The sequence below is a fragment of the Dermacoccus sp. 147Ba genome (assembly GCF_004151355.1).
Taxonomy (GTDB): domain Bacteria; phylum Actinomycetota; class Actinomycetes; order Actinomycetales; family Dermatophilaceae; genus Dermacoccus; species Dermacoccus abyssi.
On record NZ_SEHL01000006.1, the window covers coordinates 87,472 to 106,148 of the forward strand.

At 68.3% G+C, this 18,677-nt stretch carries 14 protein-coding genes; 13 read left to right on the plus strand and 1 reads right to left on the minus strand.

Annotation, left to right across the window (positions count from 1 at the left end; genetic code table 11):
• The first annotated feature begins 55 nt into the window (after positions 1 to 55).
• From rbfA to EVU97_RS09360, 11 genes are all read left to right on the plus strand, one after another.
• Entirely contained in the window at positions 56 to 490 is a 435-nt protein-coding gene (gene rbfA, locus EVU97_RS09310; RefSeq protein WP_047312022.1) for a 30S ribosome-binding factor RbfA, read from the plus strand.
• Positions 487 to 1,416, plus strand: coding sequence for a tRNA pseudouridine(55) synthase TruB (gene truB, locus EVU97_RS09315; protein ID WP_129665278.1), 930 nt, complete (start codon positions 487 to 489; stop codon positions 1,414 to 1,416). The genes rbfA and truB overlap by 4 nt, the downstream gene beginning before the upstream one ends.
• Positions 1,417 to 1,573: 157 nt before the next feature.
• A complete protein-coding gene (locus EVU97_RS09320) occupies positions 1,574 to 2,611 on the plus strand; it encodes a HoxN/HupN/NixA family nickel/cobalt transporter (protein WP_240730184.1) in 1,038 nt (345 codons plus the stop codon).
• 9 nt (positions 2,612 to 2,620) lie between these two features.
• Positions 2,621 to 3,571, plus strand: coding sequence for a bifunctional riboflavin kinase/FAD synthetase (locus tag EVU97_RS09325; RefSeq protein WP_047312025.1), 951 nt, complete (start codon positions 2,621 to 2,623; stop codon positions 3,569 to 3,571).
• A gap of 16 nt (positions 3,572 to 3,587) precedes the next feature.
• Entirely contained in the window at positions 3,588 to 4,688 is a 1,101-nt protein-coding gene (gene rodA, locus EVU97_RS09330; RefSeq protein ID WP_240730185.1) for a rod shape-determining protein RodA, read from the plus strand.
• Between the two features lie 65 nt (positions 4,689 to 4,753).
• Positions 4,754 to 6,589, plus strand: a complete 1,836-nt coding sequence (locus EVU97_RS09335; RefSeq protein WP_370448531.1) for a long-chain fatty acid--CoA ligase — start codon at positions 4,754 to 4,756, stop codon at positions 6,587 to 6,589.
• 162 nt (positions 6,590 to 6,751) lie between these two features.
• Positions 6,752 to 8,188, plus strand: coding sequence for a DUF6421 family protein (locus EVU97_RS09340; protein WP_129665287.1), 1,437 nt, complete (start codon positions 6,752 to 6,754; stop codon positions 8,186 to 8,188).
• On the plus strand, positions 8,181 to 8,861 hold the full coding sequence (locus EVU97_RS09345; RefSeq protein WP_129665289.1) for an SDR family oxidoreductase: 681 nt from the start codon (positions 8,181 to 8,183) through the stop codon (positions 8,859 to 8,861). The genes EVU97_RS09340 and EVU97_RS09345 overlap by 8 nt, the downstream gene beginning before the upstream one ends.
• Positions 8,858 to 9,925, plus strand: a complete 1,068-nt coding sequence (locus EVU97_RS09350; RefSeq protein ID WP_129665290.1) for a low specificity L-threonine aldolase — start codon at positions 8,858 to 8,860, stop codon at positions 9,923 to 9,925. The genes EVU97_RS09345 and EVU97_RS09350 overlap by 4 nt, the downstream gene beginning before the upstream one ends.
• An 87-nt stretch (positions 9,926 to 10,012) precedes the next feature.
• Entirely contained in the window at positions 10,013 to 12,016 is a 2,004-nt protein-coding gene (locus EVU97_RS09355) for a TIGR03960 family B12-binding radical SAM protein (RefSeq protein ID WP_047312031.1), read from the plus strand.
• On the plus strand, positions 12,016 to 13,071 hold the full coding sequence (locus tag EVU97_RS09360) for a hypothetical protein (protein WP_129665293.1): 1,056 nt from the start codon (positions 12,016 to 12,018) through the stop codon (positions 13,069 to 13,071). Before EVU97_RS09355 ends, EVU97_RS09360 begins: the two co-directional genes overlap by 1 nt.
• A gap of 22 nt (positions 13,072 to 13,093) precedes the next feature.
• On the opposite strand, the gene EVU97_RS09365 is transcribed toward EVU97_RS09360, so the two are convergent.
• Positions 13,094 to 14,389: an MFS transporter gene (locus tag EVU97_RS09365; RefSeq protein WP_129665295.1), complete on the minus strand. Its 1,296-nt coding sequence runs from the start codon at positions 14,387 to 14,389 to the stop codon at positions 13,094 to 13,096.
• Positions 14,390 to 14,438: 49 nt separating this feature from the next.
• Here EVU97_RS09365 and EVU97_RS09370 point away from each other — a divergent pair, with 49 nt between their 5' ends.
• Positions 14,439 to 15,176 carry a TIGR03936 family radical SAM-associated protein gene (locus tag EVU97_RS09370; protein ID WP_082128832.1) on the plus strand — a complete coding sequence of 246 codons (738 nt, stop codon included), beginning with the start codon at positions 14,439 to 14,441 and terminating at the stop codon, positions 15,174 to 15,176.
• 388 nt (positions 15,177 to 15,564) lie between these two features.
• Entirely contained in the window at positions 15,565 to 18,621 is a 3,057-nt protein-coding gene (locus tag EVU97_RS09375) for an Rne/Rng family ribonuclease (RefSeq protein ID WP_129665296.1), read from the plus strand.
• Positions 18,622 to 18,677 lie beyond the last annotated feature (56 nt).

Consider the following 18,677-nt stretch of genomic DNA (forward strand, 5'->3'; position numbering starts at 1 on the left):
CCGACACATCACATAGGGTTGGGGCGAAAACGTCGCCCGGCTCAAGGAGGATCCCATGGCCGACCAGGCTCGCGCCCGCAAGGTCGCTGACCGCATCAAGTCGCTCGTCGCCGAGTTCGTCGAGTTCCGTCTCAAGGACGAGCGGGTGGGCTTCCTCACGATCACCGACGTGCGTGTCACGGGCGACCTGCAGAACGCCTCGGTGTTCTACACCGTCTTCGGCTCGGACGCCGAGCGCGCCGCCACCGCCGAGGCGCTCGCCGACAACCGCGGTCGCATCCGCAGCCACGTCGGCAAGGGTCTCGGCATCCGCCTCACGCCGACGATCGAGTTCTTCCCCGACGCCCTGCCCGAGGGCGCCGCTCACCTCGAGGACGCGCTCGCCAAGGCGCGCGCCCGCGACGAGGAACTCGCGCGGTCCTCGCAGGGGGCTGCGTTCGCCGGCGAGGCCGACCCGTACAAGAAGCCCGAGGCCGCGGACGAGCAGTGAACGACGCGCGACCGCAGACACCCGACGGCATCCTCGTCGTCGACAAACCGGCCGGATGGACGTCGCACGACGTCGTCGGCCGGATGCGACGCCTCGCGAACACGCGCCGGGTCGGGCACGCCGGCACCCTCGACCCGATGGCGACCGGCGTGCTCGTCGTGGGCGTCAATCGCGCGACGAAGCTGCTCACCTTCCTCGTCGGCTGCGACAAGGAGTACACGGCCACGATCCGGCTCGGGCAGTCCACCGTCACCGACGACGCCGAAGGTGATGTCGTCGATGCGCCCGGTGCCACGCGCGAGGTCGTGACCGAGCAGGCCCTCAGCGCTGCTGTCGCCGAACTCACCGGCGACATCGACCAGGTGCCGAGCAGCGTGAGCGCCATCAAGGTCGACGGCAAGCGCTCCTACGCCCGGGTGCGTGGGGGAGAGGACGTCGAACTCGCCGCCCGCCCCGTCACGGTCGGCCGCTTCGATGTTCTCGAGGTGCGCGAAACGAGTGCCGATGGTGCCACGCGCGTCGTGGACGTCGATGTCGTCGTCGAGGTCTCCTCGGGCACGTATGTGCGTGCCCTCGCACGTGACCTCGGAGCCGCCCTCGGCGTGGGCGGCCACCTCACGGCCCTGCGCCGTACCCGCGTCGGCACCTTCACGCTCGACGCTGCCCGCACCCTCGACGACATCTCGGACGAAGTCGACACCGGCCGGGCCCCGAGCGTCATCCCGATGGCGGACGCCGCCGCAGACGCCTTCGCCGTTCATCACGTCACCGAGGACGAGGAGCGGGCGCTGACCTTCGGCCAGCGCATCGCCTCGGCACCGGAGCGCGCCGAGACCGTGGCCGCCATCGCCCCCGACGGGCGCCTCGCGGCGATCCTCGACGAGAGCACCCCGAAGGCGAAATCCCGGGTCACCTTCCCGAAGTAATCCACCGGCCAGCCGGTTTCTGCGACGCCGTCGCAACAGTCGGTGCTCCGGGCGTACGATGCTCAGGTTTCGCACCGTCACCCGAGAGGCCACCGTGTCCAAGCTCCCCACCTGGTGGAAAGGCTTCAATGCCGCCGAGCGGCGTTCGATCCTGGGGATGACGGCTTTCGTCGCCCTCCTGCACGTGCTCGGCTGGGGTGTGCTCGCGCTCATCGTGGCGCCCCAGAACCTCCATCTCGGCACCGACGGACGGGGCCAGGTCTTCGGCATCGGGCTCGGAATCACGGCCTACACGCTCGGGATGCGCCACGCCTTCGACGCCGACCACATCGCGGCCATCGACAACACGACACGCAAGCTCCTCAACGACGGGCGCGATCGCAAACCGGTGAGCGTCGGCTTCTGGTTCTCGCTCGGCCACTCGAGCGTCGTCTTCACGATGTGCCTCCTGCTCGCCCTCGGCGTCAAGGCCATTGCCGGACCGGTGGCCGACGACGATTCGAGCCTGCACCGGTGGCTCGGCATCTTCGGGCCCACCGTCTCCGGCAGCTTCCTGTGGCTCATCGGCATCCTCAACCTCGTGAGCCTCATCGGCATCGTGCGCGTCTGGCGTCGGGCCCGTCGTGGTCACCTCGACGAGGTCGCCCTCGAGGAATACCTCAACGGCCGTGGCTTCTTCGCGCGCTTCTTCCGCGGTGCGACGAAGTCGATCACCAAGCCGGCCCAGATGTACCCGCTCGGCTTCCTCTTCGGCCTCGGGTTCGACACGGCGACCGAGGTCTCGCTGCTCGTCCTCGCCGGCGGAGCGGCGGCCTTCGCCCTGCCCTGGTACGCCATCCTCACCCTGCCCGTCATCTTCGCCGCGGGCATGAGCCTGCTCGACGCCGCGGACGGCGTCTTCATGACGCGTGCTTACGACTGGGCCTTCGCCAAGCCGTTGCGGCGCCTGTACTACAACGTCACCGTCACCGGCCTCTCGGTCGTCGTCGCCCTCGTCATCGGCACGATCGAACTCGCCTCTGTCGTCAGCGACAAGTGGGGCATCACGAGCGGGCCGGTGGCGTGGCTCGGCGCGATCCCGCTCGACGAGGTCGGATACGTCATCGTCGGGCTCTTCGTCGTGACGTGGCTGCTCGCCGTGGCGGTGTGGCGCCTGGCACGTATCGATGAGCGCGAGCTCGGCGTCAACGGCTAAGGTGGGCGAGTGTTGCGCCTGAGTGATCCTTCCGACCTGCCGACCGATTTCGGTCCCACCGTCGTCACCCTGGGAAACTTCGACGGCGTCCACCGAGGGCACGCTGCGGTCATCGCCGAGCTCCACGAGCAGGCAGCCAAGCATGACGCCAAGACGGTTGCGGTGACGTTCGACCCGCACCCCCTCGCCGTCCTTCACCCGGATCGCGCACCTGAGTTGCTCACCGGGCTCGAGGACCGTCTCTACCTGCTCGAACAGCGCGGCCTCGACGCCGTCGTCGTCATGCCGTTCACCCGCGAACTGGCCGCCGAGACGCCCCGTGAGTTCGTCGAGGGCACCTTCGTCGACGCGCTCGGCGCCCGCGCCGTCGTCGTCGGGAAGGACACCCGCTTCGGCATCAAGAACTCCGGTGACATCGACACCCTGCGCGAACTCGGCCAGGAGTTCGGCTTCGACGTCGTCGCGCTCGACGACGTCGGCCCGGGCGTCCGCTGGTCGTCGACGCAGGTGCGTGAGTTGCTCGCAGCGGGCAAGGTCGACGAGGCCGCCGACGTGCTCGGGCGTCACCACTGCGTCGTCGGCGAGGTCGTCAAGGGGTTCCAACGGGGCCGCGAGCTCGGTTTCCCGACCGCCAATCTCGCCCGTGACGCCGACGGCGTCGTACCTGCCGACGGCGTGTACGCCGGGTGGCTCGTGCGTCGTGAACTGCCGCAGGACCACCCCGAGTACCGGCTGCCGGCCGCGATCTCCGTGGGCACCAACCCGACCTTCGACATTCCGGAGCGCACGGTGGAGGCCTACGTTCTGGACCGTGACGACCTTGAGCTGTACGGCGAGCGCGTGGCCATCGAGTTCGTCGACCGCCTGCGTGGCAACGTGAAGTTCGACTCCATCGACGAACTCATCGAGCAGATGCACGCCGACGTCGCCGCCTCACGCCCTGTCCTTGGCTGCTCGTGAACGACGCGGTCGGGGCTTGCGCGACCTCGCGCACCTCGACCTCGGCCTGCTCGTTGCCGCGGCGGGCCTGAGCCTCGTCGGCATCCTGCTCACATGGTCGGCAACGGCCACGACGAGCGGAAGCTCTTTTGCCGTCCGCGGAGCACTCAACGTCGCCGTCGGTATGGCCTTGGCGTTTGCCGTGTTGCGCCTCGACGCTCGCACGCTGCGGGCGGCCGTTCCGCTGGCCTACCTCGCCGGGGTTCTCGGACTCCTCGCCGTCCTCAGTCCACTGGGCAGCACGATCAACGGCTCGCGGTCGTGGATCGAGCTGCCGGGTTTCTCCGTCCAACCCGCCGAGATTGCCAAGGTGGCTCTCGGCCTTGCCCTCGCGTCAGCGCTCGCCGACACCGATCAGGTGAGGGGCGCGCTCGCCCGGCGTGACGTCCGTGTCGGCCTCGGTCTCGCGGCCGTTCCGCTCGCGCTCATCATGGCGCAGCCGGACCTCGGCTCGGCGCTCGTCGTCACCGCGACGGCGGTTTCCGCGTTCGCAGTCGCGGGGCTTCGTGCGCGGGTCTTCGCCTGGCTGTTCGCCGCCGCCGTGGCCGTGGCGGTCCTCGCCTTCACGACGCCGTTGCTCGCTCAGTACCAACGCGAGCGGCTCCTCGCGTTCTGGCGGCCCGAGGCCGACCCGTCGGGCATCGGTTATCAGGTCGCGCAGGTCAAGCTCGCCATCGGTTCGGGCGGCTGGTTCGGTCAGGGGCTGTTCGAGGGCCGCTCGACCCAGGGTGGATTCATCCCCTTCCAGTACACCGACTTCGTCTTCTCCGTCGCAGGGGAGGAGCTCGGCTTCGTCGGTGCGCTCGGCATCGTCGCCCTCGAGATGTTCGTCGTCGTGCGGACGCTCGTCATCGGCATCCGCTCGCGGGACGCCTTCGGCCGCATCCTGTGCGGAGCGATCGCGGGCTGGTTCCTCTTCCAGAGCGTCGAGAACATCGGGATGAACCTGGGGCTCATGCCCGTCACCGGTGTGCCGTTGCCGTTCGTGTCCTACGGCGGTTCGAGCATGTTCTCCTGTTGGATCGCGGTCGGGCTCGTCGGAAACGTCCATGCGGCATCGCGCCGTCGCATATCGTGAGGAAAACACGATGTGAACCCGCGGGTAACTGCCGGCGCCGAACCTCTGGAGGGCACACCATGGTCATGAACAAAGCTGACGAGACCTTCGATCGGAGCATCCTCGACAACCGGGCACGCTCCGTCGCTCACCTGTTCACGCAGCGTGTCGCGAAGACGCCGCACGAGGAGGGCTTCCGCTTCGCCAAGGACGGCGCCTGGAAGTCGATGACGTGGGCGCAGACCGACAAGGACGTGCGCGCGATCGCCGCCGGTCTCATCTCCGTGGGCATCGAAGGCCAGGAGCGTGTCGCCATTGCCTCGTCGACGCGCCTCGAGTGGGTGCTCGCCGACCTCGGCACCATGCTGGCCGGTGCCGCCACCACCACCGTCTACCCGACGTCGCAGCTCAAGGACGTCGTCCACATCCTCACCGACTCCGGCTCGCGCATCGTCTTCGCCGAGGACGCCGAGCAGGTCGACAAGCTGCGCCAGGGTCGTGACCAGATCGGTGAGATCGTCAAGGTCGTCACGTTCGACGGCGAGGGTGACGGCGACTGGGTCATCACCCTCGACGACCTGCAGAAGCTCGGTGAGGAACTGCTCGCCAAGGAGCCCAACGTCGTCGAGGAGCGCATGGAGGGCATCCAGCCCGAGCACCTCGCCACCCTCATCTACACGTCGGGAACGACCGGCCCGGCCAAGGGCGTGCGTCTGCCGCACTCCGCATGGGCGTACGAGGCGGCCGCCGTCGACTCGACCGGGCTGCTCAACTCCGACGACGTGCAGTACCTGTGGCTCCCGCTGGCCCACGTGTTCGGCAAGATGCTTCTGTGCCTGCCGATGCAGGTCGGCTTCCCGACGGTCGTCGACGGTCGCGTCGACAAGATCGTCGAGAACCTGCCCGAGACGAAGCCGACGTGGATGGGCGCTGCGCCGCGCATCTTCGAGAAGGTCTACGCCCGCATCAACGGCATGATGGAGGCCGACGGCGGCGTCAAGCTCAAGCTCTACAAGTGGTCGGTCGGTGTCGGCATGCAGGTGGCCGAGGCCCGCGCCCAGGGACACGAGCCGAGCGGCGCCCTTGCGGCGAAGTACAAGCTCGCGGACAAGCTCGTCCTCGCGAAGATCCGCGACCGCTTCGGTGGGCAGATCCGCTACTTCATCTCCGGTTCGGCGGCCCTCAACAAGGACGTCGCGCTGTGGTTCTCCGCCGTCGGCATGCCGGTGCTCGAGGGTTACGGCCTGTCGGAGTCGTCTGCTGCGGCCTCGGTCAACCGCCCCTACCTCGGCGCCAACCAGGCCGGCACCGTCGGATGGCCGCTGCCGGGCACCGAGTTCAAGCTGGGCGAGGACGACGAGCTTCTCGTCAAGGGCCCGGGCGTCATGCAGGGGTACTGGAACCTCGAGGAGGAGACGAGTCGCGTGCTCGTCGACGGCTGGTTCCACACCGGTGACATCGGTGCGATCGACGAGAGCGGCCACATCCGCATCACCGACCGCAAGAAGGACCTGTTCAAGACCTCGAACGGTAAGTACGTCTCGCCGGGTGCTATCGAGGCAATGTTCAAGGGCGTGTGCCCCTACGCCTCCAACCTCGTGGTCGAGGGTGACGGTCGCAAGTTCGTCTCCGCCCTCATCACGCTCGACGAGGAGGCCATCGCGGGCTGGGCCGAGAAGAACGGCATGGCCGGCAAGAGCTACCGCGACATCGTCACGAGCGACGCCTGCCGCGAGATGGTGCAGGGCTACGTCGACGAGATGAACCTGCAGCTCAACCGCTGGGAGCAGATCAAGCGCTTCATCATCCTGCCGCGCGACCTTTCCATCGAGGAGGGCGAGATCACGCCGAGCCTCAAGCTCAAGCGTCGCGTCGTCGTCGAGAAGTTCAAGGGCGATCTGGACGGCCTCTACACCGACTAATCAGCACCCTCAAGACGAACGACCCGGTCCGCATCGGACCGGGTCGTTCGTCTGTGTGAGGCGGCACACCTTCGGCTAATGTTAGAGCCGTCAGCTACGTTCGCCGCTTACATCGACCCGGGGTGGGTCCAGCGGCCGCAACTCCTCGATTGGAGGTTTTCCATGTCCGTCGACACGACCTTCCGAAACCGTGAGCACAAGGAGATCGTTGGGGAGCCCGAGGTCGTCGAAGACGGCGCTGTGGAGAACAGTGCGGCCTGGAAGCGCCTCAAGGAGGCCGCGCGCAGCATCGCGAGCGTGCAGGTCAAGGACGGTTCGATTCCGGATGCGGCCCACCACGAGCAGGCTCGCCAGGACGTCACCGTCCTCGTCGATGCCGTCGAGACGCTGCGCCCGCGTTTCGCTCACGACGACGCGTACCTGCGTGCGCTCGTCGTCGACTTCGAGCGCTGGCGTGACGGCGGCTTCGGGGTGCCGGACTTCCTCGACTCGCTCGTCGAGTTCCAGCCGCAGCAAAACCGCGTCGACGGGCTGCAGCACCTCGTCGTCTTCCCGATGTACACCCAGAACGGCTCGCCGAACCGTCACATCGAGGCCGTCCTGACCGAGGTCATCTGGCCCGGCTTCATCGAGGACCTCGAGCGCGCGTACACGAACCGACTCTTCGTCTCGCTGCGCTTCCTCGACTTCACCGACGGCTACGACACCAACTCGGCCGTGCTCTTCCCGGAGACGGTGGCCATGCGCGAGGTGCCCACGTTCACGTGGGGGGCGATCTTCCAGGACCGCGAGGCAGCGCGCTTCCGCACGGTGCTCAAGGCTGCCGCGGACGTGACGCGCCTCGAACTGCCGGAGGGCGCCGAGCGCCTGGCGCAGGACCAGGAGCTCACGGAGAAGACCTTCGTCATGTGGGATCTCATCCACGACCGCACCCACATGCGCGGTGACCTTCCGTTCGACCCGTTCATGATCAAGCAGCGGATGCCGTACTTCCTGTACTCCCTCGAGGAACTGCGCTGCGACCTCACGACCTACCGTGAGTCCGTCGCGCTGGAGAAGAAGCTCGCCGCTCGCCGTGACGAGGGCTTCGGCCTCTCCGACGATGAGCTGGAGATGCTCGACCACGCCGGACTCGTGCAGTACGCCGTGCTCTTCGACCGCATCTTCCGCTTCGCCATCACGGGGGACCGCACGCGCAACTACGACGGCCTCGGCGGGCAGCTGATCTTCGCGTGGCTGCACCAGAAGGGCGTCCTTCACTGGACCGACACGTCGCTCGCGTTCGACTGGGATGCCGTGACGGCCGCCGTCGTCGAACTCGGTGACGCGATCGACGACCTCTACTGGCGTTCGATCGACCGCCCCAAGGTGACGCACTGGCTCGCCGCGTACGACCTCATTCGCGGCGTGCTTACGCCGCACCCGGCGTCCGCATGGGCCAAGGGTCTGCCGGACGAGGTGCTCGCCGGTCCGCCGAAGGGTTACACCGACACGGTGCTCGACGACGAGTTCCCGCTGTCGATGTTCTACGAGGCCTTCAACCGCAAGATGCAGCCGGTGATCCTCTCCACGAGCGGGATGACGGGCAAGGATGTCTGATCTGAATTCCCTGACGGTGCTCGTCGCGGGTGCCACGAGCACCAGCGGCGAGGTGATGGCGCGCGCCCTGGCCGGTGCCGGGGCGCGCGTTGTCGCCGTCGGCCGCAGTGATGACAAGCTCGCTGCGCTGCGCGAAGCCGTGCCGGGCACCGTGACGTTCACCGCGGACCTCGCGAGCGAGGACGACGTCGCGAGCCTCACCGAGCGCGTGCACGCCGAGGTGGGCCCCATCGACGGACTCGTCCACCTCGTCGGTGGGTGGCGCGGCGGGGGAGGCCTCGCCGGTCAGAGTGAGGCCGACTACCGGTTCCTCGAGAACTCGTTCACCGCGTTGCGTTTCGTCTCCCGCGCGTTCGACGCCGACCTGCAGGCCTCGAGCCGGGGCCGGGTGGCCGTCGTGTCCAGCACGGCGCTCAAGCGCCCGCTCGCCGGTGGTGCCAACTACGCCGCGGTCAAGGCCGCGACGGAAGCCTGGACGCGGGCCCTCGCACATGGCTTCACCAAGGCAGCGCGTGACGAGGGACGTGACCTCTCCGGTGCCGCGGTGATCTACCGCGTCAAGGGGTTGGACGGTCTGGAAGAATCGCTCGCCGACGCCGTGGTCACCGACTTCGCGGGCGACGCGGCCGACGTGAACGACCAGATCATCGACCTCACCGGGAGTCAGGCGTGAAGACGGAGCACGACCTCAACGAGCGCGGTTTCGCCTCGGACAACTATGCCGGGGTGCACCCGGACGTCATGACAGCCCTCGTGGCGGCGAACGGCGGACACCAGGTGGCTTACGGCGCCGACGTGTACACGGCGCGGCTACAGGAGGTCATGGCCCGTCACTTCGGTGACGACGTCGAGGCGTTCCCCGTCTTCAACGGCACCGGCGCGAACGTCGTCGGGTTGCAGGCCATGTTGCCGCGTTGGGGCGCGGTCATCGCTGCGACGACGGCGCACATCAACGTCGACGAGGGCGGTGCCCCGGAGCGCGTCGGGGGGTTCAAGATCCTCAACGTCGTGACGCCCGACGGGAAGCTGACGCCGGAGCTCGTCGACACCGAGGCATGGGGTTTCGGTGACGAGCACCGCGCGCAGCCCGGCGTCGTCTCGATCACGCAGTCGACCGAGCTGGGCACGCTCTACACGGTCAAGGAGATCAAGGCGCTCGCCGACCACGCCCACTCGCTCGGCCTCAAGCTGCACCTCGACGGCTCGCGGCTGTCGAACGCAGCGGCGTCCCTCGGCGTCAGCCTGCGCGAGATGACGACGGACGCCGGCGTCGACGTCCTCAGCCTCGGTGGCACCAAGAACGGTGCGATGCTCGCCGAAGCGGTCGTCGTCATCAACCCGGAGGCAGCCGAAGGCCTGCCGTACGTGCGCAAGTACACGATGCAGCTGTCGTCGAAGATGCGGTTCGTCGCCGCGCAGCTCATCGCCCTGTACGAGGGCGAGCTGTGGCTCGAGAACGCCCGTCACGCCAACGCGATGGCGCGTCGTCTGCGCGACGGCGTGGAGGCCGGTCTCGCGGACGGTTCCATCAAGGGTGTGGAGTTCACCCAGGACACGTACGTCAACGGCAACTTCGCGGTGCTGCCCGAAGGTGTGGCCGACGTCCTGCGCGAGAAGTTCCGGTTCTACGACTGGGACGCGGCGCGCCGCGAGGTGCGCTGGATGTGCTCGTTCGACACGAGCGAGACCGACGTGGACGCGTTCGTCGCCGCCATCGCTGAGGCAACCACCGGCTGATCCGTCCGGCAGGCCGTCGCACGCACGCGACAGGCGCGCCCACGGCAACCTTTTGGGGTTGTCCGTGGGCGCACCTATTCTTGAAACATGCCTGGTGAGTCCCTCTTCCACGACCTTGAGCCCCTGCTGGAGCAGGTGAACAAGCCGATCCAGTACGTCGGCGGCGAGCTCAACGCCCAACTCAAGGACTGGAATTGCGGCGGCTACGGCCCCGACGGTGAGGAGCTGACCACCCGCTGGGCGCTCATGTACCCCGACGCGTACGAGGTGGGCGTGCCCAACCAGGGCGTCATGATCCTCTACGAAGTGCTCAACGAGCGCGACGACGCTCTCGCCGAGCGCACGTACTCGATGTGGCCGGACATGGAAACGCTCATGCGCGAATCCGGCGTTCCGCAGTTCACCGTCGACGGTCACCGCAGCGTGCGCGACTTCGACGTGCTGGGTGTCTCGTTCTCCACCGAGCTCGGCTACACGAACCTGCTGACGGCGCTCGATCTCGCGGGTATCCCGATGCACGCGAACGAGCGGGGTCTCGACGACCCCATCGTCCTCGCGGGCGGGCACTCGGCCTTCAACCCCGAGCCCATCGCGGACTTCATCGATGCCGCCGTCGTCGGTGACGGCGAGGAGGCCGTCCTCCTCATCACCGACATCATCAAGGAGTGGAAGAGCAGCGGTAAGCCCGGCGGACGCCGTGGCCTCCTGCTTGAGCTCGCGCGTACCGGCAGTGTCTACGTGCCGTCGATGTACCAGGTCGACTACCTGCCCGACGGGCGCATCCAGCGCGTCGTCCTCACCGAGGAGGCGCAGGGCGTGCCGTGGCGCGTCTCGAAGCACACGGTGATGGACCTCGACGAGTGGCCGTACCCGAAGCAGCCGCTCGTACCGATGGCCGAGTCGGTGCACGAGCGCATGAGCGTCGAGATCTTCCGCGGCTGCACCCGCGGCTGTCGCTTCTGCCAGGCAGGCATGATCACCCGCCCGGTGCGCGAGCGCTCCATCACCGGTATCGGCGAGATGGTCGAGAACGGCCTGGCCGCAACCGGTTTCGAGGAGGTCGGCCTGCTGTCCCTCAGCTCCGCCGACCACACCGAAATCGGTGATCTCGCCAAGGGCCTGGCCGACCGCTACGAGGGCACCCAGACGGGTCTGTCCCTTCCCTCGACCCGCGTCGACGCGTTCAACATCGACCTCGCCAACGAGCTCACCCGCAACGGTCGACGCTCCGGCCTGACGTTCGCGCCCGAGGGCGGCAGCGAGCGCATCCGCAAGGTCATCAACAAGATGGTCTCCGAGGACGACCTCATCAACACGGTTGCAGCGGCCTACGGCGCCGGCTGGCGTCAGGTGAAGCTGTACTTCATGTGCGGGCTTCCCACCGAGACGGACGAGGACGTCCTGCAGATCGCCGACATGGCCAAGCGCGTCATCGAGACGGGCCGCCAGGTCTCGGGTCGCAAGGACATCCGCTGCACCGTCTCCATCGGTGGCTTCGTCCCGAAGCCGCACACGCCGTTCCAGTGGTGCGGTCAGCTCTCCGCGGAGGAGACCGACGAGCGCCTCAAGAAGCTCAAGGACGCCATCCGCTCCGACAAGAAGTTCGGTTCGAGCATCGGCATGCGCTACCACGACGGCAAGCCCGGCATCGTCGAGGGGCTGCTCAGCCGCGGTGACCGCCGCATCGGTTCGGTCATCGAGGCGGTCTGGCGTGACGGCGGCCGGTTCGACGGCTGGAGCGAACACTTCAGTTACGAGCGGTGGATGGAACAGGCCGCCCGCGTCTTCGCGGAGATGGACGACCCCATCGACGTCGACTGGTACACCACGCGCGAGCGCGGCGAACTCGAGGTGCTCCCGTGGGATCACCTCGACTCCGGCCTCGACAAGGAATGGCTCTGGCAGGACTGGCAGGACGCCCTCGACGAGGAAGAGGTCGACGACTGCCGCTGGACGCCGTGCTTCGACTGCGGCGTGTGCCCGCAGATGGACACCGACATCCAGATCGGCCCCACGGGCAAGACGTTGCTGCCACTCACCGTTCTCGGCTCGGGAGCCAAGAAGCTGGCGTCAGCCGAGCACTCGCACTGATGGCCACACGCTCCAGGGCGTCCCGGCGAGGACGCTCCGGACGCGCACGTCGAGCTCCGGCGAGCGTCAGGGGCCGTGACACCCGCGTCGACAGTCTGCGCGGACTCGTCCTCATCGCGATGTTCGTGGCGCACTGCGCTCCGAGCCCCGGGCCGCTGCGCCTGTTCAACCTGACGGAGTTCGCCACGGCGCCGCTGTTCGCTCTTCTCATCGGCATCGGCGCCGAACTGGGCGACCGAGGAAGCCGCGGGCTCCCGGCAGCGTTCGTGCGCGCCGGCATTCGCGCCGCTGTGCTGGTCGCTCTCGGTTTGTGGCTGGAGACGTGGGGAGCCCAGGTCGACATCGTCCTGCTCTACCTCGCGTTGCCGACCCTTCTGGCTCCGTTGCTCGCTCGGCTTCCCGTGACGGCGCTTGCCGGTGTCGCGACGGCGCTGTGGGCTTCGGCCCCGTACTTCATGGAGTCGTTCGGCTTGAAGGCGGCCGAGGCTGCCGTCCGGGGCGACCAGGTCGGTGCGCGTTTGTGGAATGTGGTCTTCACCGGCACCCACTATCGCCTGACGACGCTCCTCGTCTTCACGTGCATCGGCATCATCCTCTGGCGAGCGATGTCGTCGGTTCGCCTCAATTGGCACATCGCGGCAGCAGGCGCCTTCTCGCTCCTCCTGGCTGCAGGGCTGATGCTCGCCAAGGAGGCCGGCCGCATCGACTTCGAGCCCTACAGCGGCACGCACCTCGAGGTCGCCTTCTGCGCGCTGCTCGTCGTCGGTATCTCGGGCGTCTGGCTCGGGCTCGCTCCCGACCACGTCGACATCCCGCTGCTTTCTGTCGCGGGTGCCATGACGCTCAGCGTCTACGTGGTGCAGATCGGATACCTCGCCTGGTACGTACGCTCGTACGCGCCGGGGCAGCCCGACGACAGCTGGGCGAACGTCGCGATCCTCACGGCTCTCGGACTTGTCCTTCCTCTCCTGTGGCGCTCGGCCGTTCCGCGCGAACCGCTCACGAAGGGCCCGATCGAAGGTCCGACGGCGGTGCTCACCCGCGTCTTCCGCTGATGGCCGAGGGGGCTCACCCGGATCAGGCGGGGACCGTGACCTCGCTCGGCACCCGACCTCGACGCCTCATGCCCAGACATGCCATAGCAGCGAGTCCGCACAGCGCGGCCCCGACCATCCAGGCCCACGTGTAGGTGCCGAGTTCGTCGCGCACCATGCCCGCCGCCGTCGCGGCGATCGCCGCCCCGATCTGGTGGCTCGCGAAGACCCAGCCGAAGACGATGGCGCCTCGCTCCGGGCCGAAGTACGCGCGGCACAGGGCAATGGTGGGCGGCACGGTTGCCACCCAGTCGAGGCCGTAGAAGAGGATGAAGACGAACATGCTCGGCTTCACGTCGTCGGTGAAGAGCATGGGCAGCACGATGAGGCTCAGTCCCCGGCCCGCGTAGTAGATCGTGAGCAGCAGCGCTGGGTCGACGCGGTCGGTGAGCCATCCCGAGAAGACCGTGCCGATGATGTCGAACACCCCGACGAGCGCGAGAAGGCTCGCGGCGGCTGTGCCGGCCATGCCGTGATCCATGGCTGCCGGAATGAAGTGGGTGCCGACAAGGCCGTTCGTCGTCGCGCCGCACACGGCGAACGTGAAGGCCAGGGTCCAGAACGCCGGACGGGCGGCCGCGTCCTTGAGCGAGGAGAGCGCGAGTCGGGCCGCGCCCGTGGAAACCGGTGGGGGAGTGCGCACGGGCTCGTCGGCCGGTACGCCGTAGGCGTTGACGCCGAGGTCGGCGGGGTGATTGCGCATGCGCCAGAGCACAAGCGGGATCGCGACGAGCGCCAGTGCACCGATGGCGACGGTGGCCGAGCGCCAGCCCGACGCATCGGTGAGCTGGGCCAGGATCGGCAGGAAGATGAGCTGGCCCGTCGCCGCCCCGGCGGCCAGAACACCCGAGACGGTGGCGCGGCGCTTCTCGAACCACCGGTTGCTCACCGTCGCGACGAGCGACATCGACATGACGCCGGCACCGAGGCCGATGAGCACGCCCCAGCACGCGATGAGCTGCCACGGCTGCGTCATCCACACCGGCAGCACGGCGCCTGCGGCGATGAGGGCGAGCGCGGCAACCACGACCGCGCGGACGCCGAAACGCTCCATGGCTGCGGCGGAGAACGGCGCAGTGAGGCCGTAGAAGAGGAGATTGACCGACACGGCGGAGCCGATGAGGCCCATCGACCACCCGAACTCCTCGTGGAGCGGATGCATCATGACGCTCGGTGCCGAACGGAAACCGGCGGCGGAGATCGCTGTGATGAAAGTGATGCCCGCGACGATCCAAGCGGGGTGGAGCCGCGGTGCGCGCGGGCGCATCGGCTGCGTCATGAACGCATGGTAGAGGCGCTCGGCGCGAGCACGGGTAGGCTTCTCACTCGTGGCACGTCAGCGAGTTCCCGAAGGCCCACCTCCCGCACCGGCAGTGCAGAAGGTGTCCGTGCGCTACGCCAAGCGCGGGCGCCTGCGCTTCTCCTCGACACGCGACTTTCAGCGCGCGCTCGAGCGAGCGGTCCGTCGCGCGGGCGTGCCGATGGCCTTCTCCGCCGGCTTCCACCCTCATCCGCGTATTTCCTATGCCAACGCTGCCCCGACGGGAACGGCGTCCGAGTCGGAGTACTTCCAGCTCCAACTGACGCAGGTGTGTGACGTCGAGAAGCTTCGTGAGGCACTCGACGAGTCACTGCCGACGGATCTCGCGGTCCTGCGTGTCGTGGAAGCCGCACCGGGTGCGCTCGCGGATCTGCTCCAGGCCAGCGTCTGGCAACTCGACTTCGAGGGCATCCCGCTCGAGACCCTCACCGAAGCCGTCGACGCGTTCATGACTCGCACCGAACTGCTCGTCACGCGCATGACGAAGTCGGGCGTGCGCGAGTTCGACGTCCGCCAGGCCGTCCTCACCTCCGATGTCGTCGGGGTTCGTTCCGACGCCGGTGCCGAGATCGCCCGGTGGACGATGACGATCCAGCACACCACGCCCGCCGTGCGACCCAACGACGTGCTCAAGGGCATCGGTGAACTCACGGAACTCGTCGTTCCGCGCCCGCCGCTCATGACCCGCCTCGCGCAGGGCACTCTGGAGCCCGGCAACACGGTCGGAGACCCGTTCGAGCAATGATGTCCTCGCGTGGCGAGTGGGCCGCACGGCGACGACCTGTGCGATAATGCCTGTGGTTCGCGTGAGTCTCACAGAATTCGCGGCGAACCCGCAGAACCTTCCGACCGCGCCGACGGGACGTGGGGGACGACGGCGCGAGCCGCACCTCACCCGAAGCCGTCCGGAGCGAGGGTGGCCGACGCACACACTGCGAAGCTGCCGACCGCGAGGGGCTGCGGCGTGACGTTCGGTGCCGCGCGATGCGCGAGCCGACGATCCACGTAGAAGACGACTTCCGTCGTTGCGGGTCACGACCCGAGACGGCGATTTGCTTCATCCGCGCCGCGGCGCGTGCAAGGCCAAACGGGCCTTTCTGTGGCACACGCCGTGCCGACGAGAAGGAGGGCCCATGGCCCCCGAGAACAACGACGAGACCACCTTCGCGAGCCCCTTCTTCGCAGGTAGTCCTTTCGCCTCACAGCAGGCTCCCGAAACGCCGGAGGTCGACGAGACCGAGGAAACCGACACCACCGATGAGGCAGCTGCGGCTCCCGCGCCCGGCGCAGCCTTCGGTCTGCTCTTCCAGGCTCCGGACCCGCAGAAGCGCGCTCCCAAGCGTGAGCGTATGCGCCGCGAGGACGAGCGTGATGAGGTCTCCGGTTCGGACGACGACGCCGAGTCCCGCTCGGAGGACGGCGACGACGGGGACGACACCTCGCGTGGCAACCGCGGGCGAGGCGGTCGTCGCGGTTCGCGCGACGGGAACAACGATCGCAGCGACAGTTCGGCCAACTCCGTCGCCGCGGGGGACGGCGACGCCGACGACGTGAACGCCTCCGGCGACGACGACACCGATGACAACGACGACGACCAGACCCCGCGTCGCCGCCGGCGCGGTGGCCGCGGTCGCCGCTCGAACTCCTCCAAGAACTCGGGCGATTCCGGCGACTCGAACAACTCGGGCGACAAGAACTCGAACGAGTCGAACGGCTCGAACAACGGCAAGAACGCCGAGCGCGACGGCGACGCAAACGAGGACGACACCTCGGACAACGCCTCGAACGACTCCGACAACGGCGACGAGGACTCCAACGACTCGGGTTCGCGCAAGCGCACCCGCCGTCGTCGCCGCAGCGGTTCGGGCGGCTCGGACTCCGACGACCCGAACACCGTCACCCGCGTCCGCGAGCCCCGCAAGGCCAAGGACGAGGTCACCTCGATCAAGGGGTCGACGCGTCTCGAGGCGAAGAAGCAGCGCCGCCGCGAGGGCCGCGAGGCCGGTCGTCGCCGCACCGTCATCACCGAGGCCGAGTTCCTCGCTCGCCGCGAGAGCGTCGAGCGCGTCATGGTCGTGCGTGAGCGCGAGGGCCGCACGCAGATTGGTGTCCTCGAGGACGGCGTGCTCGCCGAGCACTACGTCTCGCGCCAGGAGCAGGCCTCGTCGATGGCCGGCAACGTCTACCTCGGTCGCGTCCAGAACGTCCTGCCCTCCATGGAGGCCGCGTTCATCGACATCGGTCGCGGCCGCAACGCCGTGCTGTACGCCGGTGAGGTCAACTGGGACGCCGCCGGCCTCGACAACCAGCCCAAGCGCATCGAGCACGCCCTCAAGGCGGGCGAGAGCGTCCTCGTCCAGGTGACGAAGGACCCGATCGGCCACAAGGGCGCCCGCCTGACCTCGCAGATCTCCCTTCCGGGGCGCTTCCTCGTCTACGTGCCGGGCAACTCGATGACGGGCATCAGCCGCAAACTGCCCGACGTGGAGCGCGCGCGCCTGAAGAAGATCCTCAAGGAGGTCGTGCCCGCCGACGCCGGCGTCATCGTGCGCACGGCTGCCGAGGGTGCCTCCGAGGAGGAGCTGCGCGCCGACGTCGAGCGCCTCACGAAGATGTGGGAGAAGATCCAGAAGAAGGCCGAGAGCGGCAACGCCCCGGTGCTCGTGCACGGCGAGCCGGACCTCACGGTCCGCGTCATCCGTGACGTCTTCAACGAGGACTTCGCCAAGATGGTCGTCTCCGGCGACCGCGCCTGGAACGAGGTGCACTCCTACATCTCCGAGGTGGCGCCCGACCTCACCGAGCGCCTCGAGAAGTGGACCGGCGAGAAGGACGTCTTCGCCAAGCACCGCATCGACGAGCAGCTCGCCAAGGCCATGGACCGCAAGGTCTGGCTGCCGAGCGGTGGTTCGCTCGTCATCGACCGCACCGAGGCCATGACGGTGGTCGACGTCAACACGGGCAAGTTCGTCGGCTCCGGCGGCAACCTCGAAGAGACGGTGACGAAGAACAACATCGAAGCTGCCGAGGAGATCGTGCGTCAGCTGCGACTGCGCGACATCGGCGGCATCATCGTCGTCGACTTCATCGACATGGTGCTCGAGAGCAACCGCGAGCTCGTCGTGCGCCGTCTCCTCGAGTGCCTTGGACGTGACCGGACGAAGCACCAGGTCGCCGAGGTGACGTCGCTCGGCCTCGTGCAGATGACGCGTAAGCGTGTCGGTTCGGGCCTCGTCGAGGTGTTCTCCGAGCAGTGCGAGTCGTGCCATGGGCGCGGCATCATCGTGCACGACCACCCGGTCGAGAACCGTGACATCAACGGCAACGACACGAACCGCAAGGGTCGTGGCTCGCGTCGCGGTGGCAACGGCAACGGTGGCTCCAACAACGGAGGCGGCAACGGCAACACCTCCGGCGGCTCGAACTCGAACTCCAACGACTCGTCCCACGACAAGAAGGGCGACGAGCGCGACAACGGGTTCGCCCAGATCGCGGCTGCGGCGCACGCTGCTGCCATCTCCGCGGGCGACAAGTCGGCCACGTCCGAGCCGGTCTCCACGGCCTCGTCCGAGGACGCAGTCGTGAGCGAGAAGGACGCCGCGACGAAGGCGGCCGCACCCGAGCGCACCACGGTGCGTGAGAACGTCGGGCACGTCGAGTCGTCGAGCACCTCGACGAAAAGCGCGCCGCAGGAGCAGGGCAAGGCCCCGGCTCGCCGTCGCGGCTCGCGTCGTGTCGCCACATCGACGGGTGCGCCCACGGCAGCCGGAGAGGCGACCGTCATGACGGTTCAGGCCTCCACGACCACGAGTGACGCTCCGGCAGCTGCCGCTGCGTCGCCCGAGACGCCCGCTGATGCTCCGAAGGTCGCCGCTGACTCGGCCCCGACTCAGGCGGAGGCGCCCGTCGTCACGCAGGAGGCGACGGCCGCCGCGAAGCGTCCGCGTCGTCGTGCGGCGTCGAGCTCGGGTGCGCCCGTGAGCCTGCAGGCCGTCGACCTGGCTGCCGCGCCGATGTCGAGCGCGCCGCTGACGAAGGTCGCCGGTGAGGCGAGCGACGCCGCCGGTTCCGCGCAGAGCGCTCCGACGCAGGCTGCGGTCACCTCCGAGGCGAAGGCCCCGGCCCGCAAGAAGCGCACGCGCGTCGTCGCCCCGGCCGGTGCGCCGGGCACGAAGGCCGACGAGTCCTGATCGCCGAACACCACGAGAGCGCCCCGCCTCCTGCCGTATCGCAGGTGGCGGGGCGC